The following is a 23,401-nucleotide window of genomic DNA, read 5'->3' as shown; positions in this document are numbered from 1 at the left end:
GTACGCTGGAGACAGCAGACACACCCGTCACGCGGCGCACGCCGCAGAGGAGGACGAGCAGGCCTAGAGCGCCGGCCCATGACTCAGACACCCTCAGCTCGCACCCCCGCGCGGGGGCAGGCGAGAGCGCAGATCACCGTCCCCGCCCAGCACCCGATGGTGACGGTGCTGGGCTCCGGAGACTCCCTCCTGCGCGTGATCGAGAAGGCCTTCCCGGCGGCCGACATCCATGTCCGGGGAAATGAGATCAGCGCCGTCGGTGACACGCATGAGGTCGCCCTCGTACAGCGCGTGTTCGACGAGATGATGCTGGTGCTGCGCACCGGTCAGCCGATGACGGAGGACGCAGTGGAACGCTCGATCGCCATGCTCAAGGCGAGCGAGAACGGGGAGAGCGACGGCCGGGAGACCCCGGCCGAGGTGCTCACGCAGAACATCCTGTCCTCGCGCGGCCGCACGATCCGCCCCAAGACGCTGAACCAGAAGCGGTACGTCGACGCGATCGACAAGCACACCATCGTCTTCGGCATCGGCCCCGCGGGCACCGGCAAGACCTACCTGGCGATGGCCAAGGCGGTGCAGGCCCTGCAGTCCAAGCAGGTCAACCGCATCATCCTGACCCGCCCGGCGGTCGAGGCCGGCGAGCGGCTCGGCTTCCTGCCGGGCACGCTGTACGAGAAGATCGACCCGTACCTGCGCCCGCTGTACGACGCGCTGCACGACATGCTCGACCCCGACTCGATCCCGCGGCTGATGGCGGCGGGCACGATCGAGGTCGCGCCGCTGGCGTACATGCGCGGTCGCACGCTGAACGACGCGTTCATCATCCTGGACGAGGCCCAGAACACCAGCCCCGAGCAGATGAAGATGTTCCTCACCCGGCTCGGCTTCGACTCGAAGATCGTGATCACGGGTGACGTGACGCAGGTCGACCTGCCCGGCGGCACGAAGTCGGGTCTGCGGCAGGTGCAGGAGATCCTGGAGGGCGTCGAGGACGTCCACTTCTCCCGGCTCACGTCCCAGGACGTCGTCCGGCACAAGCTGGTGGGCCGTATCGTCGACGCCTACGAGCAGTACGACAGCAGGAACGGCACCGAGAACGGCGGCCACAACGGCGGCCGGACTCCCAGACACGGTGCCAAGACCAAGGGGAAGTAGACCAGCACGACCATGTCGATCGACGTCAACAACGAGTCCGGAACCGAGGTCGACGAGCAGGCGATCCTCGACATCGCCCGCTACGCCCTCGCGCGGATGCGCATCCACCCGCTCTCCGAGCTCTCGGTGATCGTCGTGGACGCCGGCGCCATGGAGCAGCTGCACATCCAGTGGATGGACCTGCCCGGCCCCACCGACGTGATGTCCTTCCCGATGGACGAGCTGCGTCCGCCGTCCAAGGACGAGGAGGAGCCGCCGCAGGGGCTGCTCGGCGACATCGTGCTCTGTCCCGAGGTCGCCGCCAAGCAGGGCGCCGAGGCGCCGACGCAGCACTCCATGGACGAGGAGCTCCAGCTCCTGACCGTCCACGGGGTGCTGCACCTGCTCGGGTACGACCACGAGGAGCCGGACGAGAAGGCCGAGATGTTCGGTCTGCAGGCGGCCATCGTGGACGGCTGGCGTGCGGAGAAGGGCATGACCGGCCCGTCCCCGGCCCCGACGGTCTCATGAGCCTCCCGCTCATCGCCGGCGCCGTCGCCCTGGTGGTGGTCGCCTGGCTGGCGGCCTGTGCGGAGGCGGGGCTCGCCCGGGTCTCCAGCTTCCGCGCCGAGGAGGCGGTGCGCAGCGGGCGGCGGGGCGGCGAGAAGCTCGCCCAGGTCGCCGCCGACCCGACGCGCTACCTGAACGTGGCGCTGCTGGTGCGCGTCGCCTGCGAGATGGCGGCCGCCGCGCTGGTGACGTACGCCTGCCTGCGGGAGTTCGACGGCACCGGCGAGGCGCTGATCATCGCCATCGCGGTGATGGTGCTGCTCTCCTACGTCGCCGTCGGCGTCTCCCCGCGCACCATCGGCCGCCAGCACCCGCTGAACACGGCGACCGCCGCGGCGTACGTGCTGCTGCCGCTGGCCCGGATCATGGGCCCGGTCCCGTCGCTGCTGATCCTGATCGGCAACGCGCTCACCCCCGGCAAGGGCTTCCGCCGGGGCCCGTTCGCCTCGGAGGCGGAGCTGCGGGCGCTGGTGGACTACGCGGAGAAGGAGTCGCTGATCGAGGCCGACGAGCGCCGCATGGTGCACTCGGTCTTCGAGCTGGGCGACACCCTGGTGCGGGAGGTCATGGTGCCGCGCACCGACCTCGTCGTCATCGAGCGCTACAAGACCATCAGGCAGGCCCTCACCCTCGCCCTGCGCTCCGGTTTCTCGCGGATCCCGGTCACCGGGGACAGCGAGGACGACGTCGTCGGCATCGTGTACCTGAAGGACCTGGTCCGCAGGACGCACATCAGCCGGGACGCGGAGAGCGACCTGGTCTCCACCGCGATGCGTCCGGCGTCCTTCGTGCCGGACACCAAGAACGCCGGTGACCTGCTGCGCGAGATGCAGAAGGAACGCAACCACGTCGCCGTCGTCATCGACGAGTACGGCGGCACGGCCGGCATCGTCACCATCGAGGACATCCTGGAGGAGATCGTCGGCGAGATCACCGACGAGTACGACCGGGAGCTGCCGCCGGTGGAGGAGCTGGACGGGGGCCGTTTCCGGGTCACCGCGCGCCTGGACATCGGCGACCTGGGCGAGCTGTACGGCCTGGACGAGTACGACGACGAGGACGTGGAGACGGTCGGCGGGCTGCTGGCGAAGGCGCTGGGCCGCGTCCCGATCGCCGGGGCGTCCTCGGTCGTCGAGCTGCCCGACGGCCGGGAGCTGCGGCTGACGGCGGAGGCCGCGGCGGGCCGCCGGAACAAGATCGTGACGGTGCTGGTGGAGCCGGTCCCCGCGGCGAAGCCGGCCGAGGAGGCCGTACCGGAATGACGCCCGGACAGCTGCGCGACCTCTGCCTGTCCTTCAACGCGGCGGTGGAGGACTTCCCCTTCAGCCCGGAGATCTCGGTCTTCAAGGTGCTGGGCAAGATGTTCGCGCTCTCCTCGCTGGACGGGCGCCCGCTCACCGTCAACCTCAAGTGCGACCCGGACGACGCGATCCGGCTGCGGCGCGAGCACCCGCGGCTGATCGTCCCGGGCTGGCACATGAACAAGCGGCACTGGAACACGGTGACCGTGGGCGGCGGACGCGAGGGCGAGCTCCCGGACCGTGTCGTCCGGGAGCTCGTCGAGGATTCGTACGACCTGGTGGTCGCGGGTCTACCGCGCGCCGACCGGCTCCGCCTCGACCGCCCCTGAGCCCGCGCGGGCGCTGCGCAGTCCCACCGCGACCAGCACGGCGGCCGCAAGCACGATCGCCGCGTCCAGGAGCAGCACCGTGTGGACGCCGGAGCGCAGGTCCGTGGCGGTGGTGGCCAGCACGCCGAGGAGCGGGATGCCGACGGTGATGCCGACCTGCTGGGTCGAGGTGACCAGGCCGGTGGCCAGGCCCTGCTCCTCGTCGGGGACGCCGGAGGTGACGGTCAGGCCGTAGGAGATGATCGCGCCGAGGTGGCACATGCTGGCGAGGGACACGGCGGCCGTGGCGAGCACCACCGACCAGCTTCCCTCCCCCAGTGCCAGCAGCGGCAGCCCCAGCAGGCCCTGCCCGGCGAGCGAGCCCACCAGCGTGCGGCGGGCGCCGAAGCGGCCGATGACACGCGGGGCGCAGGAGCCGGCCACCACCGAGAGCACGCCCTGCACGCCGAAGACCAGACCGGTCTCGAAGGCGCTCAGGTGCAGGATCTCCTGGAGGTACAGGGTGAGGACGAAGATCACGGTCGACATCATCGAGAAGGTGACGAGACCGCCCAGGTTGCCCCAGGCCACCGTGCGGCGGCGCAGCATGGGCAGCGAGACCAGCGGTTCCCGGGAGCGGGACTCGACGGCCGCGAAGGCGGCCAGGAGCAGCAGGCCCGCGCCGAGGGTGACGAGGACGTCGGTACGGCCGAAGCCGTGCTCGGCGGCCGTGGTGAGGGCGTAGATCAGGGCGAGCAGGCCGCCGGTGACGGTGACCGCGCCGGGCACGTCGAGGCGGGGGCGCTGCGGGGTCCGCGACTCGGGCAGCAGGCGCGGCGCCAGCGGCAGCACGATCAGCGCGAACAGGGCGAGCAGGCCCATGGTGGAGCGCCAGCTCAGCAGGTCGGTCAGGACGCCGCCGGCCACCATGCCGACGGTGAAGCCGAGCGAGAGCAGGGTGCCGGAGATGCCGAGGGCGCGGTCGCGGGCGGGGCCCTCCGGGAAGGTCGTGGTCAGCAGGGACATGCCGGTCGGGACGATGGCCGCCGCGCCGAGGCCCTGCAGGGCGCGTCCGGCGAGGAAGGAGGCCGGGTCCCAGGCGAGGGTGGCCAGCAGGGAGGCGGCGCCGAAGAGCGCGAGCCCGGCGAGGAAGAGCCTGCGGCGGCCGAAGAGGTCGCCCATGCGGCCGAAGAGCAGCAGGAACCCGCCGGACGGCAGCGCGAACGCGGTGACCGCCCACTGGAGGGCGGAGGTGCTCATGCCGAGGTCCGCGCCCAGCACGGGCAGGGCGACGTTCAGGACGGAGAAGTCGAGCGCGACCATGAACTGGGCCGCGCAGAGCACGAACAGGACGAGCCGGTCGCGGGAGGAGAGCCGCGGAGCGGCCGGTTCCGCCACCGCGGGGGCCGGGGTGGAAGTCGGGGTGGTGTCGATCGCCATGGACATGAGCCTCGGGCCCCCGGAATAGTTGTGGGGAGACGCCGATTGTTCTGGTGGTGCCACCACCAGGCACCGGCGGGTCGCCTACGGGGGGAGTACGCACATGCCGGACGTGATCACGAGGGACCGGGCCGCGAGCCGGGACCGGCGCCGCAGCGAGCTGCGGGAGTTCCTGATGAGCCGCCGGGCCCGGGTCTCCCCGGCCGAGGTCGGGCTGCCGGACGGCGGGGCGCGGCGCCGGACGCCGGGGCTGCGCCGCGAGGAGGTGGCCGTGCTCGCCGGGGTGGGCGCGTCCTGGTACCAATGGCTGGAGCAGGGCCGCGACATCTCCGTCTCCCCGCAGGTCCTGGACGCGGTCGGCCGGGTGCTGCGGCTCAGCAACGCCGAGCGCCGCCACCTGTACGTGCTGGCCGGGCTGAACCCGCCCGCCGCCGAGGTGGAGCCGGCGAAGCGGGAGATGTGCGACGGGCTGCGGCGGCTGATCGACACGTGGATGCCGTATCCGGCGCACATCATGGACCGGTACTACAACTGCGTGATGTACAACGACGCGGCGGCGATGGTGCTGGGCATGCGGCCCGAGACGACGTGGAACTGCATCGTCGACTACTTCACCGACCCCCTGTACCGCTCCCGGGCCCGCAACTGGGAGCGCAACGCGCGCACGGTCGTCGCCCAGTTCCGCGCCACCTGCGCGGCCAACCCGGACGACGAGGGGTTCCAGCAGGTGCTGGCGGACCTGAAGGAGGCCAGCGCCGAGTTCGCCGCGCTGTGGGAGGAGCGGGACATCGAGGACGCCGGGCAGATCCGCAAGGAGCTGGACCATCCGCTGGTCGGCCTGCTGAGCCTGGAGTCGACGGCGCTCCAGGTGCCGGCGCGGCCCGATCTGACCATCGTGCTGCACACGCCGCTGGAGGAGGCGAACACCGCGGCGAAGCTGGAGTGGCTGGCCTCGCCGGAGGGCCGTCGCGGGGCGATGTACCCGGTGGCGGGGTGAGCGGGCAGGCGTCCGGCGGGGCTCCGTATGCTCACCCCATGACCGAGACTCCCGACCTCGACCCCGAGGACCGCAAGATCGTCACCCTGGCCCGCTCGGCCCGTGCCCGCAACGGCGTGCCCGAGGGCGCGGCCGTACGCGACGAGACCGGCCGCACCTACGTCGCCGGCACGGTCGCCCTGGACTCCCTGAAGCTCAGCGCGCTGCGTACGGCGGTGGCGATGGCGGTGGCGTCCGGCGCGAAGTCGCTGGAGGCGGCGGCGGTGGTGACCGAGTCGGAGTCGGCGTCGGCGGAGGACCGGGCGGCCGTCCGCGACCTGGGCGGACCGGGGACGCCGGTGCTGGTCGCCGGGCCTGACGGCACGGTACGGACCGCGGTGAGCGCGGGCTGACGGCCGGGGTCCCGCGGCCGCCCGCGGGACGGCTGGCGACCGTGGTACGGCGGGGCTTCGGGGATCAGGGACAATGGGCGCCATGAGCGTTCGTACCCAGTCATCCGAAGAACCGGCCGAGGCTGTTCACCGGGCCGGCTTCGCCTGCTTCGTGGGCCGTCCCAACGCGGGCAAGTCCACCCTCACGAACGCTCTGGTCGGGCAGAAGGTGGCGATCACCTCCAACCGCCCGCAGACCACCCGGCACACCGTGCGGGGCATCGTGCACCGTGAGGACGCCCAGCTGATCCTGGTGGACACCCCTGGACTGCACAAGCCGCGCACGCTGCTGGGCGAGCGGCTCAACGACGTGGTGCGCGCGACGTGGGCCGAGGTGGACGTCATCGGCTTCTGCCTGCCGGCCAACGAGAAGCTCGGCCCCGGCGACCGCTTCATCGCGAAGGAACTGGCGGGGATCAAGAAGACCCCGAAGATCGCGATCGTCACCAAGACCGACCTGGTGGACTCCAAGACCCTGGCCGAGCAGCTCATCGCGATCGACCAGCTCGGCCAGGAGCTGGGCTTCACCTGGGCGGAGATCGTCCCGGTGTCCGCCACCGCCAATCAGCAGGTGGACCTGCTCGCCGACCTGCTCACCCCGCTGCTGCCCGAGGGCCCCGCGCTCTACCCCGAGGGCGACCTGACCGACGAGCCCGAGCAGGTGATGGTCGCGGAGCTGATCCGCGAGGCCGCGCTGGAGGGCGTACGGGACGAGCTGCCGCACTCCATCGCGGTGGTCGTCGAGGAGATGCTGCCGCGCGAGGACCGCCCCGCCGACAAGCCGCTGCTGGACATCCACGCCAACGTTTTCATCGAGCGCCCCAGCCAGAAGGGGATCATCATCGGTCCCAAGGGCAAGCGCCTGAAGGACGTCGGCATCAAGTCCCGCAAGCAGATCGAGGCGCTCCTCGGCACGCCGGTCTTCCTGGACCTGCACGTGAAGGTCGCCAAGGACTGGCAGCGCGACCCGAAGCAGCTGCGCCGCCTCGGATTCTGAACCCGCCCGGGCAACGGAACCCGACCACCGAGGCAACCACCCGCGTGCCCGCACCCGGCCACGCGGCGGCAGCCGCACATCGATACAGCCTGGACCTGCACGTCAAGGTCGCCAAGGACCGGCAGCGCGACCCGAAGCAGCTGCGCCGCCTCGGATTCTGAACCCGCCCGGGCAACGGAACCCGACCACCGAGGCAACCACCCGCGTGCCCGCACCCGGCCACGCGGCGGCAGCCGCACATCGATACAGCCTGGACCTGCACGTGAAGGTCGCCAAGGACCGGCAGCGCGACCAGAAGCAGCTGCGCCGCCTCGGGTTCTGAACACCCGGGGCCGTCAGGGTGTCGGGGGGCGGAAGCCGATGGTGGGGACCGCGCGGCGCAGGGGCCAGGAGCCGGGCAGGTCGTCGGGGACGAGGCCGGCCAGGAAGGCGTAGCGGCGCAGGGCCGTGGGGTCCTGGCCCTCGACGGACTGGACCTTGCGCCACCAGGTGGCGATCTCGCACCAGCCGGGTGCCGACAGCGAGCCGCCGAACTCCTGGACCGAGAGGGCGGCGGTCAGGCCGGCGAAGGCCAGGCGGTCGGCGAGCGGCCAGCCGGCCAGGGTGCCGGTGACGAACCCGGCGACGAACACGTCCCCGGCGCCGGTCGGGTCGAGGGCCTCGACCTCGATGGCCGGGACCTCGGCGCTCTCCCCCGTGCGCCGGTCCACGGCGTAGGCGCCGTCCGCGCCGAGCGTGACGACCGCGAGCGGCACGTGCTCGGTCAGGGCGTGCGCGGCGGCGCGGGGGCAGGTGGCGCCGGTGTAGCGCATGGCCTCCTCCGCGTTCGGCAGGAAGGCCTCGCAGTGCGCGAGGTCGGGCAGCCCGGCCAGGTCCCAGGCGCCGGTCTCGTCCCAGCCGACGTCGGCGAAGACGCGGGTGCCCCGGGCGGCGGCCCGGGCGATCCAGGGTGCGCTCACACCGGGTGTGAGGGAGGCGACGGCGGCACGCGCGCGGGGCGGGCATTCCGGGCTCGGCTCCCCCGGCGGCGGCTCGTGGCCGTGGGAGACCATCGTGCGCTCCCCCTCGTACGCCATCGAGACCGTGACCGGCGAGTGCCAGCCGGGCACGGTGCGGGACGGGGACAGGTCGATGCCCTCGCCCTGGGCGAGCGCGTCCCAGCAGTAGTCGCCGTAGTGGTCGTCGCCGAACGCGGCGGCCAGCGACGTGCGCAGGCCGAGGCGGGCCAGTGCGGTCGCCATGTTCGCCACGCCGCCGGGGCTCGACCCCATCCCGCGGGCCCAGGACTCGGTGCCCCGCACGGGGGCGGAGTCGAGCCCGGTGAAGACGACGTCGAGGAAGACCGTGCCCGTCAGGTACACGTCCCAGGGCGGGTCCTGCGGGACGCGCAGGGCGGCGAGGGGATCGACCTCGGGGCGGCGGCGCGCTCCCTCGCCCTGGGCGTGGCGGTGCGTTCTCTCGTCGGCGGGCAGGACGGGCGTCTCGGGCACGTCGGACGCGGTGGCCCCGGAGGCGGGGGACCCGGACGCGGTGGACTCGGTGGAGGCGGTCACGGTGCGCTCCCTGGCATGGTGCGGATCAGGCCAGTGTGCACCACGCCGTCGGCGGGGCGACGGTGTTCGGGTTCGGAGCGTCAGGCCGGGGCGGGGCCCTGACGCGCGCTGCGGGCCGCGCCCGGAGGGGTCTCGGACGCCGGTGCGGCGGGGGTCTTCGCCGGGCGGGCGCGGACGCGGTCGTTGCGTCCGCCGCCGCGCACCAGCAGGACGCTCAGCGCGGCCAGGAAGCCGACGACGGTGAGGCCGACCAGGCCGCCCTTGGTGGAGCCGGTCGAGTCCTCGATGATGCCGAAGGCCGTGGGGGCGACGAACCCGCCGAGGTTGCCGATGGAGTTGACGAGCGCGATCCCGGGGGCGGCGGCCCGTGCGTCGAGGTAGCTCTGCGGGATGGTCCAGAAGACCGGGGAGGCCGGTTTGAAGCCCATGGCGGCCAGGCACAGCGCGCCGAGCCCCACCCAGGGCGAGACGAACACGGCCAGCAGGGTGCCGCAGCCGCCGAGCAGGAGCAGGGTGATCAGGACGGGACGGCGCTTGCCGATGCGGTCCGAGATCCGCCCGCTGACGTACAGCGCGCCGATCGCGCAGATCCACGGCACGGAGGTGAGCAGTCCGACCTGGAAGTCGCTGAGGCCGCCGATGTCGTCCACGATCGACGGCAGCCAGAACGTGACCGCGTACAGGGCGACGTTGATGGCGAAGTAGATCCACAGGAAGAGGAGCATCTGCGGGTCGGCCAGCAGTTTCCAGCGGGAGACCTTGGCCGCCTTCTCGCCGCGCCGCTCGTCCCGGGCGTCCTGTTCGGCGTCGATGACGGCGGTCAGGCCGGTCTTCTCCTCGTCGGTGAGCCAGGTCGCCTGCTCGATGCCGGAGTCGAGGAAGCGGTAGACGACGAAGCCGAGGACGACGGAGAAGACGCCCTCGACGAAGAACATCCACTGCCAGCCGGAGTGGCCCCAGAGGCCGTGCAGCTCCAGCAGCGCCCCGGAGACCGGGCCGACGACGACGGTCGCGGTGCCGGAGCCCATGAGGAAGACGGACGTGGCGCGGCCCCGGTGGGAGTCGGGCAGCCAGCGGCTGAAGTAGTAGATGACCGCGGGGAAGAAACCGGCCTCGGCGACCCCGAGGAGGAAGCGCAGGGCGTAGAACATCCCGACGCTGTCGACGAAGGCCATGGCGGTGGCGACGACGCCCCAGCTGATCATGATGCGGGTGAGCCACACCTTGGCCCCGAACCGCTCCATGAGCATGTTGGAGGGGACTTCGAAGAGGGCGTACGCGATGAAGAAGATGCCGGCGCCGAGGCCGAACGCGGCGGCCGACAGACCCACGTCGGCCCGCAGCTCGTCCTGGGCGAAGCCGAGGTTGACGCGGTCCATGTAGTTCGCCACGAACATGACGAAGAAGAGGGGGACCACGCGGCGGAAGATCTTGCGGACGGCGGACTGGACGGCGGGTGGGTGCTGCACTTCGGGGGCGGGGGGCACTGCGGACACGAGCGGCTCCGGTCGTGGCAGGGGAAGGGGGTGGGCGACTCACCAACGGGGGACGGGCGGGGTGACCCACGCGGGGTCGGCGACCCGCATCGCGGCGGCGTCGTCGCGGTCGCGGAGGGTGCCGTCGTCGTCGAGCCAGCGCCGGTGGAGGAACGCGAGCTTGTCGCGGTCGAGTTCGACACCGAGACCGGGGGCGTCGGAGACGGCGACCTTGCCGCCGTCGAAGGTGAGCCGTTCGGTGAGCACGTCCTCGGACTGCCAGGGGTAGTGGGAGTCGCAGGCGTGGTGGAGGTTCGGCACGGTGGCCGCCACATGGGTCATGGCGGCGAGGCTGATGCCGAGGTGGGTGTTGGAGTGCATGGACACTCCGACGCCGAAGGTGCGGCAGACGGCGGCGAGTTGCTGGGTGTTGCGCAGCCCGCCCCAGTAGTGGTGGTCGGAGAGCACGACCTGCACGGCGCCCTTGGTGAACGCCTCCCGGATCTCGGCGAACGTCGTCACGCACATGTTGGTCGCGAGCGGCACCTCCGTCCCGGCGGCGACCTCGGCCATGGCCGGGGTGCCGAGCGCGGGGTCCTCCAGGTACTCCAGGACGTCCCCGAGTTCGGCGGCGACCCGCAACGAGGTCTCCACGGACCAGGCCCCGTTGGGGTCGAGGCGCAGGGGGTGGCCGGGGAACGCCTCGGCGAGTGCCCTGATCGCGGCGATCTCCTCGTCGGGCGGGAAGACGCCGCCCTTGAGCTTGAAGGAGGTGAAGCCGTACCGCTCGGTGAAGGTGCGGGCCTGCTCGACCACGCCGGCCGGGTCGACGGCGGCGCCCCAGTCGTCCTTCTCGCCCGCCACGCCCTCGGGGTGTTCGGCCCACTTGTAGAAGAGGTAGGCGCTGTACTCGACGGCGTCCCGGACCTTGCCGCCCAGCAGCGCGTGCACGGGCAGGCCGAGCGCCTTGCCGAGGGCGTCGAGGCAGGCGACCTCGAAGCCGGAGACGACGGACAGGCGCAGCTTGTCGGCGGTCTGGACGCCGCGCAGCCCGCCCACGTCGACCTGTCCCGAGACCCGGGAGTCGTCGACGGCGACCTCGTCGGCGAGGACGAACAGCCCGTTCAGATCGCTCACCTGACGCCCCACCAGCTTGTCGGCGAACGGGCGTGCCAGCTCCAGGTACTTGGCGTCGCCGTAGGTCTCCCCGACGCCGGAGATCCCGTCGGCGGTCTCGACCTCGATGATCAGGCGCGGGGTGTACGGCTGGTGCACGCCCTGGGTGTTGAGCAGCGGCGGGTCCGCGACGAGGATCGGCGTGAGGTGAACGGCCGTGATGGTGAGGTCGGCGGTCACAGGGTGGCTCCTACGAGGTCGAGTCCGGTGGCGAGCAGGGTCTTCAGTTCGGCCAGTTCGGCGGCGCTGGGGTCGGTGAGCGGGGCGCGGACGGGGCCGACGGGGCAGCCGCGCAGCCGGGCGGCGGCCTTCACGAGCGACACCCCGTAGCCGGGGGCGCGGTCGCGCAGTTCGACGAAGGGCACGTAGAAGTCGCGCAGCAGCTTGTCGACCGTGCCGTGGTCGCCGGCGCGCAGGGCGGTGAGGAAGGCGTTCGCGATCTCGGGGGCGAAGGCGTGGACGGCGGAGGAGTAGGCGGGGACGCCGACGGCGGCGTAGGCGCGGGCCTGGACCTCGGCGGTGGCGGCGCCGTTGAAGAACAGGAAGTCCCCGGGGGCGGCGAGGACCGTGCGCTGGAGGCGGTCCAGGTCGCTGTGGCCGTCCTTGAGGCCGATGACGCCGGGGACGGCGGCCAGGCGCCGGACGGTCTCGGCGGTGTAGGCGACCTGGCCGCGCTGGTAGGCGATCAGCGGCAGCCGGGTCCCGGCGGCGATCCGCTCCACCTGTGCGACGAGTCCGTCCTGCGGGGCGGGCGTGAGGTAGTGCGGCATGACGAGGAGCGCGTCGGCGCCGGCCTCCTCGGCGATGCGGGCGAACCGCAGGGCCTGCGCCCAGCCGTACCCGGTCCCGGCGACCACGGGCACCCGGCCGGCCGTCTCCTCGACGGCGATGGTCACGACCCGCCGGTACTCGTCCTCGTCCAGGGAGAAGAACTCGCCGGTGCCGCAGGCGGGGAAGAGGGCGCCGGGTCCGGCGGCGAGCCGGTCGGCGACGTGGGCGCGGTAGCCGTCGGCGTCGAGGGAGCCGTCCTCGTGGAAGCTGGTCAGCGGGAAGGACAGCACGCTCACCGCCATGCCTTCCCGCAGCCGCCGGACGACGGTCGCCCGGTCGGCGTCGCCGTCGGCGAAGCCGTCGGAGCCGCTGCTGGTGCTGATGCCGGTGCCGGTGCCGGCGCTGGTCGGGGCGTCGGGGCCGGGGCCCTCACTCGTCGTCTCCACTGCCCTCACTGTCTCCGTATGTAGATGGCGTCTACGTATGGAGATGGAGATTAGAGACGTGACCGGTGGGCGTCAATGGGTCGGGCAGCTCCGATTACGATCGGCCCATGTCGGAGACTGGGGACGCGACGGCGGGCGGCGTCCGCGAGGTGAAGTCCGCGGCGCGCACGGTGGAGCTGCTGGAGGTGCTCGCCACGCGCGGGGACCGCCCGGCACGCCTCCAGGAACTGGCGGACGAGCTGGGTGTGCCGCGCAGCTCGATGTACGCGCTGCTGCAGACCCTGATCTCCCGCGGCTGGGTGCGCACCGACGTCACCGGCTCCCTCTACGGCATCGGCATCCACGCCCTGCTCACCGGCACCAGCTACCTCGACTCGGACCCGCGGGTGCGGGCGGCGCGGCCGTTCCTCGACGAGGCGTCCCAGACGCTGGGCGAGACGGTCCACCTGGGGCGGCTCGACGGGCACGACGTGGCCTACCTGGCCACGCGCGAGTCGCACGAATATCTGCGCACGATCAGCAGGGTGGGGCGCCGGCTGCCCGCCCACGTGGGCGCGCTGGGCAAGGCGCTGCTCGCGGAGCGGCCGGACGCGGAGCTGCCGGACGGCCCGTACGAGGCGCTCACCCCGAACACCCACACCACCCGCGAGTCCCTGGCGGCCGACCTCGCCCGGACGCGGGAGCGCGGCTACTCGGTCGACCGGGAGGAGGGCGTGACGGGCATCGTCGGCTTCGGCTTCGCCCTGCGCTACGAGGTCCCCGCCCTGGACGCGGTCAGCTGCTCGGTGCCGGTGGCCCGGCTGACGCCGGATCACGAGGCGCGCATCGTGGCGGTGATGCGGGAGATCAGGGGCAAACTGGAGGCGACGATTCCGGCCGGGAGCGGCTCGGTGCACTGGCGTTAGCGCCCGCTGCTACCCAGCCTTCCGACCCCCAAACGGGTATGTGACCCAGATCACATAGTCCCGGCTTCTGTGCGCCTCCCCGCGCTTGATACAAATTGCCCGCGCGTTCCTGTCAGTCGACGGTCGTCGCCCCCCTCTTCTCCCCACCGTCCCTTTCGCATGCCCTGGGAACGCCCGTGTTCGCCCCCCGCACCACACCCTGGCCCCTCGTCGCCCTTTTCACGGCCGGGTACCTGCCTCCCTATCTGCTGCCCACCACCGTCGGCCGGCTCGACACCGGTCTCCCGCTGTCCACCACGCAGGCGGGCGCCGTCGGCAGCGCCCTGCTGCTGAGTTCGGCGACCGCGGGCTTCCTGCTGGCCTCCCGGGTCCAGTCGGCCGGCGCGCGGACGCTGGCCCGCCTCGGGCTCGCGCTGGCCTTCCTCGGTTACGGCGCCGCCGCGCTCACGACCGCCGTCCCGGCGGTCGTCGCCGGCGCGGTCGTGGGCGGTTTCGGGTCGGGGACGGCCACGACCGTCGCCGCCACCCGCATCGCTGCCGAGCGCGACCCGCACCGGGCGTCCACGCTGGGCCTGTTGAGCGTGTCCGCCCTGGCGGGCGCGGTGTACCTGACGGTGCCCCACCTCGGCCGGGCGCACGGGCTGCCGCTCGCGGCGATCGCCCTGACCGCGCTGGCGGTGTGGCCGTTCACCGCCCGGCTGCCCGGCGCGGCGTCCGACGCCCCGGCCGCGCACGGCGCCGGTGCCGGCACCGGCACCCCGCTCCCCCATCGCCGTTCGGGGCTGGTCCTCGCCTCCACGGTGCTGTGCTGGTCCCTCGCGCAGAACTCCCTGTGGGGTGTCAGCGGCCGGATCGGTCTGACGCAGGCCGGTCTGGGCGACGCCACCCTCGGGGTCGTCTTCGCCGTCGCGCTGGGTGCGGGCCTGCTGGGCGTCCTCGGGGCCGGCGCGCTCGGCCCCCGGCTGGGGCGGGCGATGCCGGTCGGCGCCGGCACCGTGCTCATCGCGGGCTGCATCGTGGTGAGCGCGTCCGCGACGACCCCGGCGGCCTTCGCGACCGGCGAGATCGCGTGGAACACCGTCTACCCGGTCGTGCTGTCGTACCTGATCGGCCTCGCCGCCTCGCTCGACCCGCGGGGCCGGTGGGCGGTGCTCGTCGGCTCGGCCTCCTCGCTGGGCACCGCGGCCGGGCCACTGACCGGCAGCGTGCTGTCGGCGCAGGCCGGCTATCCCGTCATGGGCCTGGTGCTCGGCGCGGGGCTGCTGCTGGTCGCCGCGCCGATGACCGCCGTCGCCCTGCACACCGGCGGGCGGCCGCTGCTGCCCGGCGCGATCCGCCGCCGCGGCGGCACCCCGGCGGCGCTGGTCGCGGCCGCCACGGGTACGCCGAGCGGTGCCGTGCCGGAGGTGGGCGCCGTCGAGCAGCCGGTCGTCGAGATCGAGGTGGAGGCCCCGGCGGTGGCCGTGCAGGGTGCCTACGACACGGCGGGACCCCGGCAGGCGGCGGCCGCGCCGGGGTCCGGGACGGGCTGAGCCCGCCGCGAAGACGCTACGCGGCGGGGAACTCGTACGCGTCGACCTCCGCGAGGTACCGCGCCCGCAGCTCCTCGTCGTCCTCCAGGAAGGAGGCGAGGAACGAGTTGCGGGCCAGCTCGCGCAGCCGCTCGCCGGTGAGGCCGAGGGCCTCGCGCACGGCGTCGAAGTTGTCGCCCGCGTAGCCGCCGAAGTAGGCGGGGTCGTCGGAGTTGACCGTGCACATCAGGCCCGCTTCGAGCATCGCGGGCAGCGGGTGGTCGGCGAGGGTGTCGACCGTGCGCAGCCGCACGTTGGACAGCGGGCACAGGGTGAGCGGGACGCGCTCGCGCACCAGCCGCTCGACCAGCGCCGGGTCCTCCACCGAGCGCAGCCCGTGGTCGATCCGCTCGACGCCGAGGACGTCGAGGGCCTCGACGACGTACGCGGGCGGCCCCTCCTCGCCGGCGTGCGCGACCCGGTGCAGCCCGAGGGCGGCGGCGGCCTCGTACACCTCGCGGAACTTCACCGGCGGATGACCGACCTCGGCGGAGTCCAGGCCGACTCCGGTGATGCGGTCGAGGTACGGCTTGGCGGCGTCCAGTGTCTCCAGGGCCGACGCGGCGGACTCGTCGCGCAGGAAGCAGAGGATCAGCCGGGTGGAGACCCCGTGGTTCTCGCGGCTGCTGCCGAGCGCCCGCCACAGCCCCTCCACGACCGTGCCCATCTCCACGCCCCGGGCGAGGTGGGCCTGCGGGTCGAAGAAGATCTCGGCGTGCCGCACGCCCTGTGCGGCGGCGCGGGCGAGGTAGGCGTTCGCGAGGTCCTCGAAGTCCCGCTCGGTGCGCAGGACGGCCATCAGCTCGTAGTACAGGTTCAGGAAGGACTGGAGGTCCTCGAAGCGGTACGCCTCGCGCAGCGCGTCCTCGTCCGCGTACGGCAGGGACACGCCGTTGCGGGCGGCCAGCGCGAAGGCCAGCTCGGGTTCCAGGGTGCCTTCGATGTGGAGGTGCAGTTCAGCTTTGGGCAGGGGCATCAGAGCATCGTACGGCGCTTTCACCGACGTTTCGGAACCGGTACGCGGGTGAGATCGCGGGCCACGGTCAGCTCGCCCTCGTAACCGGCCGAGCGCGCCTGCCGCTCGAACTCCCCGGGGTCGGAGTAGCGCTGGCTGAAGTGGGTGAGGACCAGGTGGCGTACGCCCGCGTCCCGGGCGACCCGCGCGGCCTGACCGGCGGTGAGGTGGCCGTGGTCGGCGGCGAGGCGCTCGTCCTCGTCGAGGAAGGTCGACTCGATGACGAGCAGGTCGCAGCCCTCGGCGAGCGCGTGCACGCCCGCGCAGAGCCGGGTGTCCATGACGAACGCGAACCGCTGGCCGCGGCGGACCTCGCTGACCTCGTCGAGCGGGACGCCGTTCAGCGAGCCCTCGCGCCGGATGCGGCCGACGTCGGGCCCCTTGATGCCGTGCGCGGCGAGGCGGTCGGGCAGCATGCGGCGCCCGTCGGGCTCGGTGAGCCGGTAACCGTACGACTCGACGGGGTGGGACAGCTTGCGGGCGTCCAGGGTGTAGGCGGGCGTGACGGCGAGGGGGCCGTCGGTGTCGACCGGGGCCTCGGAGAGGGCGACGGTCTCGCGGTAGGCGGTCGCGTACCGCAGGCGTTCGAAGAAGCGCTGCCCGGAGCGCGGGTAGTGGGCGGTGATCTCGTGCGGGACCTGGTCGAGGTTGATGCGCTGGATCACCCCGGCGAGGCCGAGGCTGTGGTCGCCGTGGAAGTGCGTGACGCAGATCCGGTTCAGGTCGTGGGCGGCGACCCCGGCGCGCAGCATCTGGCGCTGGGTGCCCTCACCGGGGTCGAACAGGATGCCCTCGCCGTCCCAGCGCAGGAGGTAGCCGTTGTGGTTGCGGTGCCGGGTCGGGACCTGGCTGGCGGTGCCCAGGACGACGAGTTCGCGTACGGACACGGTGTTCCGTTCCGGGCTAGCCGGGGGGCCACTGGAGGCCGCGGCCTCCGACCACGTGGGCGTGCGCGTGCCAGACGGTCTGTCCGGCGCCGCTGCCCGTGTTGAAGACGGTGCGGTAGCTGTCCAGCCGCTCCTGGTCGGCGACGGCCTGCGTCTCGCGCAGCACGTCGGCGGCGAGTTCCGGGGCGGCGGCGGCGAGGGCGGCGGCGTCCTTGTGGTGGGCCTTCGGGATCACCAGGACGTGGGTGGGCGCCTGGGGGTTGATGTCCCGGAAGGCGACGGTGGTGTCCGTCTCGCGGACGATCGTCGCCGGGATCTGCCCTGCGACGATCTTGCAGAACAGGCAGTCGTCCTGGGGTTCCCCTGCCATGGGGTGCTCCTCACGCCGGTGATCTTCTCGGGGCATCGTATCGGCCGCCCCGGCCGGGGGCAGTCGCCGCTCATGCTGCGCCCACCCGGGCGCCGGCATGGCCGCCGGGGGCCTTGGGGTGCCGCGCGCCGGGGCGGACGGCGGGTGGGCGGGCCCGCCGGCGCTTGCCGGGTGCCGCCGCGCCCGCCCGTGCCTCCCCCAGTGCCTGAACGGCCCGGGAGGTACCCCCAGGGCCGGTTACGGCAGTGTGGGCGGTGTCTTCGCCGGGGTTTCCTCCAGTGCTGCCAGCGCCAGCGCGATCGCCTCGTCCAGCTGGGGGTCGCGGCCCGCCGCATGGTCCTGCGGGCGCTGCGGCACCTCCACGTCCGGGTCGACGCCGTGGTTCTCCACGCCCCAGCCGTAACCCTCCAGCCAGAACGCGTACTTCGGCTGCGTGATCAGCGTGCCGTCCACCAGCCGGTAGCGGCTGTCGATGCCGATGACGCCGCCCCAGGTGCGGACGCCGACGACCGGCCCGATGCCCAGCGCCTTGATCGCCGCGTTGACGATGTCGCCGTCCGAGCCGGAGAACTCGTTGGCGACGGCCACGACCGGCCCGCGGGGCGCGTCCAGCGGGTAGCTGGACGGCCGCATGCCGCGCGGCAGGTCCCAGCCGACGATGCGCCGGGCCAGCTTCTCCACGACCAGCTGGGAGGTGTGTCCGCCGCGGTTCTCGCGGACGTCGACCACCAGGCCCTCCCTGGCCACCTCGACGCGCAGGTCGCGGTGGATCTGGGCCCAGCCGGGCGCCTGCATGTCGGGGACGTGGAGGTAGCCGAGCCGGCCGCCGGACTTCTCGTGGACGTAGGCACGCCGGTCGGCGACCCAGGCGTGGTAGCGCAGCGGCTCCTCGTCGGCGAGCGGGACGACGACGGCGTGCCGCACCTCTCCGCCGCCCGACGGGGAGACGGTCAGCTCGACCGGCTTGCCCGCCGTGCCGACGAGCAGCGGCCCGGGCCCGGTGACCGGGTCGACGGCCTGCCCGGCGACCGCGACGATCGCGTCCCCGGCGCGCACGGCGACTCCGGGCGCGGCGAGCGGGGAGCGGGCGTCGGGGTCGGAGGTCTCCGAGGGCAGGACGCGGTCGACGCGCCAGGTGCCGTCCTCGTGCCGGGAGAGGTCGGCGCCGAGCAGGCCCTGCCGGGCGCCGGAGCCGTGTCCGCCGCGCGGGGTGACGTAGGCGTGCGAGGTGCCGAGTTCGCCGTGCACCTCCCACAGCAGGTCGACCAGGTCGTCGTGGGTGGCGAGGCGGTCGAGGACGGGCCGGTAGCGGTCCAGGACGCCGTCCCAGTCGACGCCGTTCATGTCGGCACGCCAGAAGTGGTCGCGCATGATGCGGCCGGTCTCGTCGAACATCTGCCGCCACTCGGCGGCCGGTTCGACGGTCTGCCGGACCCGGCCCAGGTCGACACTGATGTTGGTGTCGCTGTCCTCGTCGCCGGAGGCCCGCCGGTCGCTGGGCACGACCTTGAGCCGCCCGTCGGTCCACAGCAGTACCCGCTTGCCGTCGCCGCTGACCTCGAAGTGGTCGGCGTCGCCCGCGAGGTGCTCGACGCGCTGCTGGACGAGGTCGTACCGCTCGAGCTCGGTGTTGGGGTCCGGGTCCTCCGGGTTGGCGCGGGAGGAGCCGAGGACGCCGGTGAGCGGGTGGCGCAGCCACAGGACGCCGTCCTTGGCGGCGCGCAGCCGGGAGTAGCGGGCGGCCTCCACCGGGAAGGGCACGATGCGGTCGGCGAGGCCCTCGATGTCGATCCGGGTGCTGGGGGTGCCCTCGCTGTCGGGGGTCTCCTCGCGGTCCGGGGTCTCGAAGGGGCGGCCGTGACGCTGCGGGCCGAACGGCGAGGGGGTGGCCGCGGCCAGCGTGATCAGGTACGGCCGGGCGCCCTCGACGAAGGCGAGGTCGAAGACGTGCTCGTCGTAGACCGGGTCGAAGGACCGGGTGGAGAGGAACGCGAGGTGCTTGCCGTCCAGGGTGAAGGCCGGCGAGTAGTCCTTGAAGCGCAGCGGCGTCGCCTCGCTCACCGACAGGTCGGTGGTGTTGGCGAGCTTGAGCTGCCGCAGCGGCTCCGGGCCCGGGTGGGACCAGGCGAGCCAGGCGGAGTCGGGCGAGAAGACCAGGCCGGAGGCGTCACCGTCCTCGCTGCGGTCCACCTCGCGGACCTCGCCGCTCTCCCGCTCGACGAGCAGGACCCGCCCGTCGTGCGAGGCGACGGCGACCCGGCCGCCGTCGGGGGCCACGGCGAGGTGCAGCACCCGGCCGAGCTGTCCGGCGGCCAGGCGGCGTGCGGTGGCGCCGGGGGCGAGGCCGGTGGCGGGCGCGAACTCCAGGGCGTCGTCGCCCTCGGCGTCCGTCACCCACACCACCCACTCCTCGCCGTCGCTGCGGAAGGTGCGCGGCAGCCGGGTGCGTACGCCGGGGGTGGCCGCGAGCGCGCGGGCCGGTCCGGCGCGGTGGGTGACCCAGTGCACGCCGCCGCGTACGGCGACGGCGCTGCCGCGCGCGGTGTGGTCGGGGGACGCGGTGCCGAACCAGCGGGCGGCGTTGACCGGGTGGGGCCGGAGGTCGACGCGGGCGCCGCCGAGCCGGATGTCGAGGCGGCGGGGCTCGGCGCCGTCGAGATCGTCCAGCGTCCACAGCTCACCGGCGGACGAGTAGACGACGCGGCTGCCGTCGGTGGCCGCGTGGCGGGCGTAGAAGCCGTCGAGAGGGGTGTGCCGGCGCAGGTCGGAGCCGTCGGCGAGGGAGGAGTAGAGCGCGCCGGTGCCTTCGTGGTCGGAGAGGAAGGCGATCCGGTCGCCGACCCAGAAGGGGTACTCGATGTTGCCGTCGAGGTCGGCGTGCAGGCGGACGAACTCGCCGTCGTCCTCGGGGTCGATCCACAGCTTGCCCGCGGTGCCGCCCCGGTAGCGCTTCCACCAGGCGGCCTCGCGGCCCATCGGGGCGGACAGCAGCACGGTGTGCGGACCGTGGGCGACGTCGCCGACGGGTCCGTAGGGCAGGGTGGTGGACGGTCCGCCGTCGAGCGGGACGGCGCGGGCCCAGCTGCGGCGCAGGCTGGCCTCGCCGTAGGTGCTCAGGGCGAGGACGTGGCCCTCGGCCGTCCAGCCGCGCACCTGGGTCCTGATGCTGCCCCAGTGGGTGAGGCGCCGGGCGGGGCCGCCGTCGACGGGGGCGGCGTGCACCTCGGGGGCGCCGTCGCGGGTGGAGGTCCAGGCGAGGGTGGTGCCGTCGGGCGAGATGCGCGGGTGGTTCACCGGCACGTTGTCGGCGCTGACCCGCCAGGCGCGGCCGCCGTCGAGCGGGGCGAGCCACACGTCGTCCTCGGCGGTGAAGGCGACCAACTCGCCGTGCGGGTGCGGAAAGCGGAGGTAGGCAGGCGTCGCTGGCTGAGTCACCCCCTCACCCTATGCAGGGGCGCCGCCCGCCGACAGAGGTTTGGATCACTTCCCGGCCGAGGACGCGGGGCCGCCGGTTCTCACTTCCCTTCGACCGGTCGGCAGTGCGGGTCGTCGGGGCACCAGATGGTCCGGGTCACGGTCACGGTGGGCCCGGGCCCGTTCGGGGAGGGCCGGCCCGCGGGCGGCGCGGTGGTGGCGTCGCAGTCGCCCAGCCCCTTCACCCGGAACCACTCCTTGCCGTCCACCTTCGCGGTCAGGTCGCCGCGCACACAGGCGCCGTCGACGACCCGGGTGACCTTGCCGTCGACGGTGATGTCCCGGCCCGCGTCCGTCCTGCCCTCGCAGTGGACGGAGGCGACGGTGTTCCCGGTGGCCGAGGCGGTGGCGCCCTTGTCGCCGTAGTCGGCGGTGCAGGTGAGCCAGCGCACCTCGGCCTTCTGCCGCTCCAGTTCACGGGTCACGGTCCGGTCGGTCGTGTAGGCCACGGTCGCGGAGCTGAGTCCGCCCGGTTCGCACGCGACGACGGCCCCGACGGCGACGACCGAGCCGACGACCACCGGAGCCGTGCGCCAAATCCGCCTCAATGCCCCCATGGAGGGCAGCTTCCCACCCCCGCGGGACCGGCGGTAGGGCGCATACGGCCACTCCTCACCACCGTGGGCTCCATGGGCGACGACCGGCGGGCAGCGCAGGCTCGCCGTGGACGACCTGGCCGTCCGCCTGGGGAGGCAGGGGGCGTCAGGACCCCGTGCCCCCGGGGCCGTCAGGACCAGCGGCCGGTGCGGGCCAGCAGGACGGCGGTCGCGGCGGTGCCCGCGGTGGAGGTGCGCAGGACGCTGCGGCCCAGCCGGTAGGGCAGGGCACCGGCCTCGGCGAACAGGGCCAACTCCTCCGGGGACACGCCCCCTTCGGGACCGACGACGAGCACGATGTCGCCGGTGGCGGGCAGTTCGGCGGCGGACAGGGGCGCCTCGCCGCTCTCGTGGAGTACGGCGGCGAAGTCCGCGTCGGCCAGAAGTGAGGCAACCTGCTTGCTCGTCGCCGCGTCCGCGACGTCGGGGAAGCGGACCCGGCGGGACTGCTTGCCGGCCTCCCGGGCCGTCGCCCGCCACTTGCCGAGCGCCTTCTGGCCCCGCTCGCCCTTCCACTGCGTGATGCACCTGGACGCCGCCCACGGCACGATCGCGTCGACGCCGACCTCGGTCATCGTCTCGACGGCGAGCTCACCGCGGTCGCCCTTGGGCAGGGCCTGGACGACGGTGATGCGGGGCTGCTCGGCGGGCTCCTCGCGCACACCGTCCGCGACGGTGACGACGAGGCGGTCCTTGCCCTCCGCGGCCTTCACCGAGCCCTCGGCCCAGCGCCCGCGCCCGTCGGTGAGGACGACGTCCTCGCCCGCCCGCAGCCGCTTCACGGAGACGGCGTGCCGTCCCTCGGGGCCGTCGAGGACGTACTCCCCCGCGGGCAGGTCCTCAGGCCGCAGGGAGTCGACCACGAACACCGGTGCCGTCATCGGGCGCCGCCTCCCGTCGCGTACCCCGACAACGCTGTCCCCGCGGCGGCGAGTTCTGCCGCCAGCACCTCCACGAGCCGCCCGGCGGGCAGCTCCCGCGCCATCCGGTGCCCCTGGCCCGCCCACAGCGCCATGCCCTGCGCGTCGCCCGCCTTCGCCGCCGCCCTGCGCACCGGCGAGGTGAGGTGGTGCACCTCGGGATAGGCGGCGGGGGCGTAGGGGCCGTGCTCGCGCAGGAAGCGGTTGACCAGGGCGCGGGCGGGGCGGCCCGAGAAGGCGCGGGTGAGTTCGGTGCGGACGAACAGCGGGTCGGTCAGCGCCCGCTTGTGCAGGTCGTGCGCGCCCGACTCGGGGGTGGCGAGGAAGGCGGTGCCGAGCTGGGCCGCGCTCGCGCCCGCCGCGAGGACCGCGGCGATCTGGGCGCCGCGCATGATGCCGCCTGCGGCGACGATCGGCAGGCTCACCGCCTCCCGGATTTGGGCGACCAGCGACAGCAGCCCGGTGCCCGCGCCGCCGGTCTCCGGGTTGTCCCGGTGGGTGCCCTGGTGGCCGCCGGCCTCGACGCCCTGAGCGATCACCGCGTCGGCGCCGGACTCCTCGACGGCCCGGGCCTCGTCCGCGGTGGTCGCGCCGACCAGGGCGAAGGTGCCCACCCGGTGGAGGGAGTCGACGACCTCACGGCTCGGCACGCCGAAGTGGAAGGACACCACCGGCACGGGGTTGTCCAGCAGGACGGCGAGCTTGGTCTCGTAGCCGTCGTCGCGTCCGCTGTCCGGGTCGCCCAGCTCCGTCTCGTACCAGGCGGCCTCTCCGGCCAGCTGGTGGGCGTAGACGTCGACGGCGGCGGAGTCGGCCGCCTCGGGCTGCGGGAGGAAGAGGTTGACGCCGAAGGGGCGGCCGGTCAGTCCCCGCAGGTGCTTGATCTCCTGGTACATCCCGTCCGCGGTCTTGTACCCGGCGGCGAGGAAGCCCAGCCCGCCCGCCTCGGACACCGCCGCCGCGAGCCCTGGCACGGAGACGCCGCCCGCCATGGGCGCCTGCACGATCGGGTAGGGGAAGAGATCGGTCAGTGCGGAGGACATGACGGCATGTTGTCACGT

21 protein-coding genes are annotated in these 23,401 nt (G+C 73.4%); 9 read left to right on the top strand and 12 right to left on the bottom strand.

Annotation, left to right across the window (positions count from 1 at the left end; translation table 11 throughout):
- Positions 1–78 precede the first annotated feature (78 nt).
- Genes EV562_RS07090 through EV562_RS07075 form a run of 4 tightly spaced genes read left to right on the top strand, consistent with a single transcriptional unit; the run spans position 79 to position 3,337 of the window.
- On the top strand, positions 79–1,158 hold the full coding sequence (locus EV562_RS07090) for a PhoH family protein (protein WP_133885784.1): 1,080 nt from the start codon (positions 79–81) through the stop codon (positions 1,156–1,158).
- A 12-nt stretch (positions 1,159–1,170) separates the two neighbouring features.
- On the top strand, positions 1,171–1,668 hold the full coding sequence (gene ybeY, locus EV562_RS07085) for an rRNA maturation RNase YbeY (protein WP_133885783.1): 498 nt from the start codon (positions 1,171–1,173) through the stop codon (positions 1,666–1,668).
- Positions 1,665–2,969, top strand: coding sequence for a hemolysin family protein (locus EV562_RS07080; protein WP_133885782.1), 1,305 nt, complete (start codon positions 1,665–1,667; stop codon positions 2,967–2,969). Before ybeY ends, EV562_RS07080 begins: the two co-directional genes overlap by 4 nt.
- Entirely contained in the window at positions 2,966–3,337 is a 372-nt protein-coding gene (locus tag EV562_RS07075; RefSeq protein WP_133885781.1) for an MmcQ/YjbR family DNA-binding protein, read from the top strand. Before EV562_RS07080 ends, EV562_RS07075 begins: the two co-directional genes overlap by 4 nt.
- Here the strand turns inward: EV562_RS07075 and EV562_RS07070 are convergent.
- On the bottom strand, positions 3,299–4,756 hold the full coding sequence (locus EV562_RS07070) for an MFS transporter (protein ID WP_166661630.1): 1,458 nt from the start codon (positions 4,754–4,756) through the stop codon (positions 3,299–3,301). The two genes, EV562_RS07075 and EV562_RS07070, sit on opposite strands and share 39 nt — an antisense overlap.
- A gap of 103 nt (positions 4,757–4,859) precedes the next feature.
- Between EV562_RS07070 and EV562_RS07065 the strand changes: the two genes are divergently transcribed.
- The 3 genes from EV562_RS07065 (at position 4,860) to era (ending at position 7,181) form a co-directional block, all read left to right on the top strand.
- Positions 4,860–5,753, top strand: coding sequence for a helix-turn-helix transcriptional regulator (locus EV562_RS07065; RefSeq protein WP_166661629.1), 894 nt, complete (start codon positions 4,860–4,862; stop codon positions 5,751–5,753).
- Positions 5,754–5,791: 38 nt separating this feature from the next.
- Entirely contained in the window at positions 5,792–6,145 is a 354-nt protein-coding gene (locus EV562_RS07060) for a cytidine deaminase (RefSeq protein WP_133885779.1), read from the top strand.
- 82 nt (positions 6,146–6,227) lie between these two features.
- Complete coding sequence (era, locus tag EV562_RS07055) at positions 6,228–7,181, top strand: GTPase Era (protein WP_133885778.1); 954 nt, start codon at positions 6,228–6,230, stop codon at positions 7,179–7,181.
- A gap of 335 nt (positions 7,182–7,516) precedes the next feature.
- On the opposite strand, the gene EV562_RS07050 is transcribed toward era, so the two are convergent.
- The 4 genes from EV562_RS07050 to EV562_RS07035 form a co-directional block, all read right to left on the bottom strand.
- Positions 7,517–8,653, bottom strand: a complete 1,137-nt coding sequence (locus EV562_RS07050; RefSeq protein ID WP_208298318.1) for a PfkB family carbohydrate kinase — start codon at positions 8,651–8,653, stop codon at positions 7,517–7,519.
- A gap of 161 nt (positions 8,654–8,814) precedes the next feature.
- The gene (locus EV562_RS07045) at positions 8,815–10,131 is read right to left on the bottom strand and encodes an MFS transporter (protein ID WP_243859998.1); all 1,317 of its coding nucleotides are present in this window, start codon (positions 10,129–10,131) and stop codon (positions 8,815–8,817) included.
- A 138-nt stretch (positions 10,132–10,269) separates the two neighbouring features.
- Positions 10,270–11,565, bottom strand: coding sequence for a glucarate dehydratase family protein (locus tag EV562_RS07040; RefSeq protein ID WP_133885777.1), 1,296 nt, complete (start codon positions 11,563–11,565; stop codon positions 10,270–10,272).
- Positions 11,562–12,458 (bottom strand): 5-dehydro-4-deoxyglucarate dehydratase, encoded by an 897-nt coding sequence (locus EV562_RS07035; RefSeq protein WP_243859997.1) that lies wholly within the window; start codon positions 12,456–12,458, stop codon positions 11,562–11,564. Before EV562_RS07035 ends, EV562_RS07040 begins: the two co-directional genes overlap by 4 nt.
- Positions 12,459–12,709: 251 nt before the next feature.
- Between EV562_RS07035 and EV562_RS07030 the strand changes: the two genes are divergently transcribed.
- Positions 12,710–13,507 carry an IclR family transcriptional regulator gene (locus tag EV562_RS07030; protein WP_133885776.1) on the top strand — a complete coding sequence of 266 codons (798 nt, stop codon included), beginning with the start codon at positions 12,710–12,712 and terminating at the stop codon, positions 13,505–13,507.
- A 176-nt stretch (positions 13,508–13,683) separates the two neighbouring features.
- Positions 13,684–15,039: an MFS transporter gene (locus EV562_RS07025; RefSeq protein ID WP_133885775.1), complete on the top strand. Its 1,356-nt coding sequence runs from the start codon at positions 13,684–13,686 to the stop codon at positions 15,037–15,039.
- Positions 15,040–15,055: 16 nt separating this feature from the next.
- Here EV562_RS07025 and EV562_RS07020 read toward each other — a convergent pair whose 3' ends face one another.
- The 7 genes from EV562_RS07020 to EV562_RS06990 form a co-directional block, all read right to left on the bottom strand.
- Entirely contained in the window at positions 15,056–16,054 is a 999-nt protein-coding gene (locus EV562_RS07020; protein WP_166661628.1) for an adenosine deaminase, read from the bottom strand.
- 20 nt (positions 16,055–16,074) lie between these two features.
- The gene (locus EV562_RS07015; RefSeq protein WP_133885773.1) at positions 16,075–16,980 is read right to left on the bottom strand and encodes a ribonuclease Z; all 906 of its coding nucleotides are present in this window, start codon (positions 16,978–16,980) and stop codon (positions 16,075–16,077) included.
- 16 nt (positions 16,981–16,996) lie between these two features.
- Positions 16,997–17,350, bottom strand: a complete 354-nt coding sequence (locus EV562_RS07010) for a histidine triad nucleotide-binding protein (RefSeq protein ID WP_133885772.1) — start codon at positions 17,348–17,350, stop codon at positions 16,997–16,999.
- A gap of 237 nt (positions 17,351–17,587) precedes the next feature.
- Positions 17,588–20,785, bottom strand: coding sequence for a S41 family peptidase (locus tag EV562_RS07005; protein ID WP_133885771.1), 3,198 nt, complete (start codon positions 20,783–20,785; stop codon positions 17,588–17,590).
- Positions 20,786–20,865: 80 nt separating this feature from the next.
- Positions 20,866–21,381 (bottom strand): hypothetical protein, encoded by a 516-nt coding sequence (locus EV562_RS07000; RefSeq protein WP_133885770.1) that lies wholly within the window; start codon positions 21,379–21,381, stop codon positions 20,866–20,868.
- 170 nt (positions 21,382–21,551) lie between these two features.
- Positions 21,552–22,301, bottom strand: a complete 750-nt coding sequence (locus EV562_RS06995; RefSeq protein ID WP_133885769.1) for a 16S rRNA (uracil(1498)-N(3))-methyltransferase — start codon at positions 22,299–22,301, stop codon at positions 21,552–21,554.
- Complete coding sequence (locus EV562_RS06990) at positions 22,298–23,383, bottom strand: nitronate monooxygenase (RefSeq protein ID WP_133885768.1); 1,086 nt, start codon at positions 23,381–23,383, stop codon at positions 22,298–22,300. The genes EV562_RS06995 and EV562_RS06990 overlap by 4 nt, the downstream gene beginning before the upstream one ends.
- Positions 23,384–23,401 lie beyond the last annotated feature (18 nt).

Origin of the sequence: Streptomyces sp. BK208 (assembly GCF_004364245.1) — a bacterium.
Lineage (GTDB): Bacteria > Actinomycetota > Actinomycetes > Streptomycetales > Streptomycetaceae > Streptomyces.
The sequence above is the reverse complement of the archived record's forward strand: the minus strand, read 5'-3'. Positions and strand labels throughout refer to the sequence as shown.

Bases quoted from the DNA above. Each gene is read 5' to 3' on its own strand.
- EV562_RS07090 (WP_133885784.1), top strand. From the start codon at position 79: ATGACTCAGACACCCTCAGCTCGCACCCCCGCGCGGGGGCAGGCGAGA.
- EV562_RS07000 (WP_133885770.1), bottom strand. From the start codon at position 21,381: ATGGGGGCATTGAGGCGGATTTGGCGCACGGCTCCGGTGGTCGTCGGC.
- EV562_RS07030 (WP_133885776.1), top strand. From the start codon at position 12,710: ATGTCGGAGACTGGGGACGCGACGGCGGGCGGCGTCCGCGAGGTGAAG.
- EV562_RS06990 (WP_133885768.1), bottom strand. From the start codon at position 23,383: ATGTCCTCCGCACTGACCGATCTCTTCCCCTACCCGATCGTGCAGGCG.
- EV562_RS07065 (WP_166661629.1), top strand. From the start codon at position 4,860: ATGCCGGACGTGATCACGAGGGACCGGGCCGCGAGCCGGGACCGGCGC.
- EV562_RS07045 (WP_243859998.1), bottom strand. From the start codon at position 10,131: ATGTTCGTGGCGAACTACATGGACCGCGTCAACCTCGGCTTCGCCCAG.
- EV562_RS07020 (WP_166661628.1), bottom strand. From the start codon at position 16,054: ATGCCCCTGCCCAAAGCTGAACTGCACCTCCACATCGAAGGCACCCTG.
- EV562_RS07070 (WP_166661630.1), bottom strand. From the start codon at position 4,756: ATGGCGATCGACACCACCCCGACTTCCACCCCGGCCCCCGCGGTGGCG.
- EV562_RS07075 (WP_133885781.1), top strand. From the start codon at position 2,966: ATGACGCCCGGACAGCTGCGCGACCTCTGCCTGTCCTTCAACGCGGCG.
- EV562_RS06995 (WP_133885769.1), bottom strand. From the start codon at position 22,301: ATGACGGCACCGGTGTTCGTGGTCGACTCCCTGCGGCCTGAGGACCTG.
- EV562_RS07010 (WP_133885772.1), bottom strand. From the start codon at position 17,350: ATGGCAGGGGAACCCCAGGACGACTGCCTGTTCTGCAAGATCGTCGCA.
- EV562_RS07060 (WP_133885779.1), top strand. From the start codon at position 5,792: ATGACCGAGACTCCCGACCTCGACCCCGAGGACCGCAAGATCGTCACC.
- era (WP_133885778.1), top strand. From the start codon at position 6,228: ATGAGCGTTCGTACCCAGTCATCCGAAGAACCGGCCGAGGCTGTTCAC.
- EV562_RS07035 (WP_243859997.1), bottom strand. From the start codon at position 12,458: ATGGCGGTGAGCGTGCTGTCCTTCCCGCTGACCAGCTTCCACGAGGAC.
- ybeY (WP_133885783.1), top strand. From the start codon at position 1,171: ATGTCGATCGACGTCAACAACGAGTCCGGAACCGAGGTCGACGAGCAG.
- EV562_RS07080 (WP_133885782.1), top strand. From the start codon at position 1,665: ATGAGCCTCCCGCTCATCGCCGGCGCCGTCGCCCTGGTGGTGGTCGCC.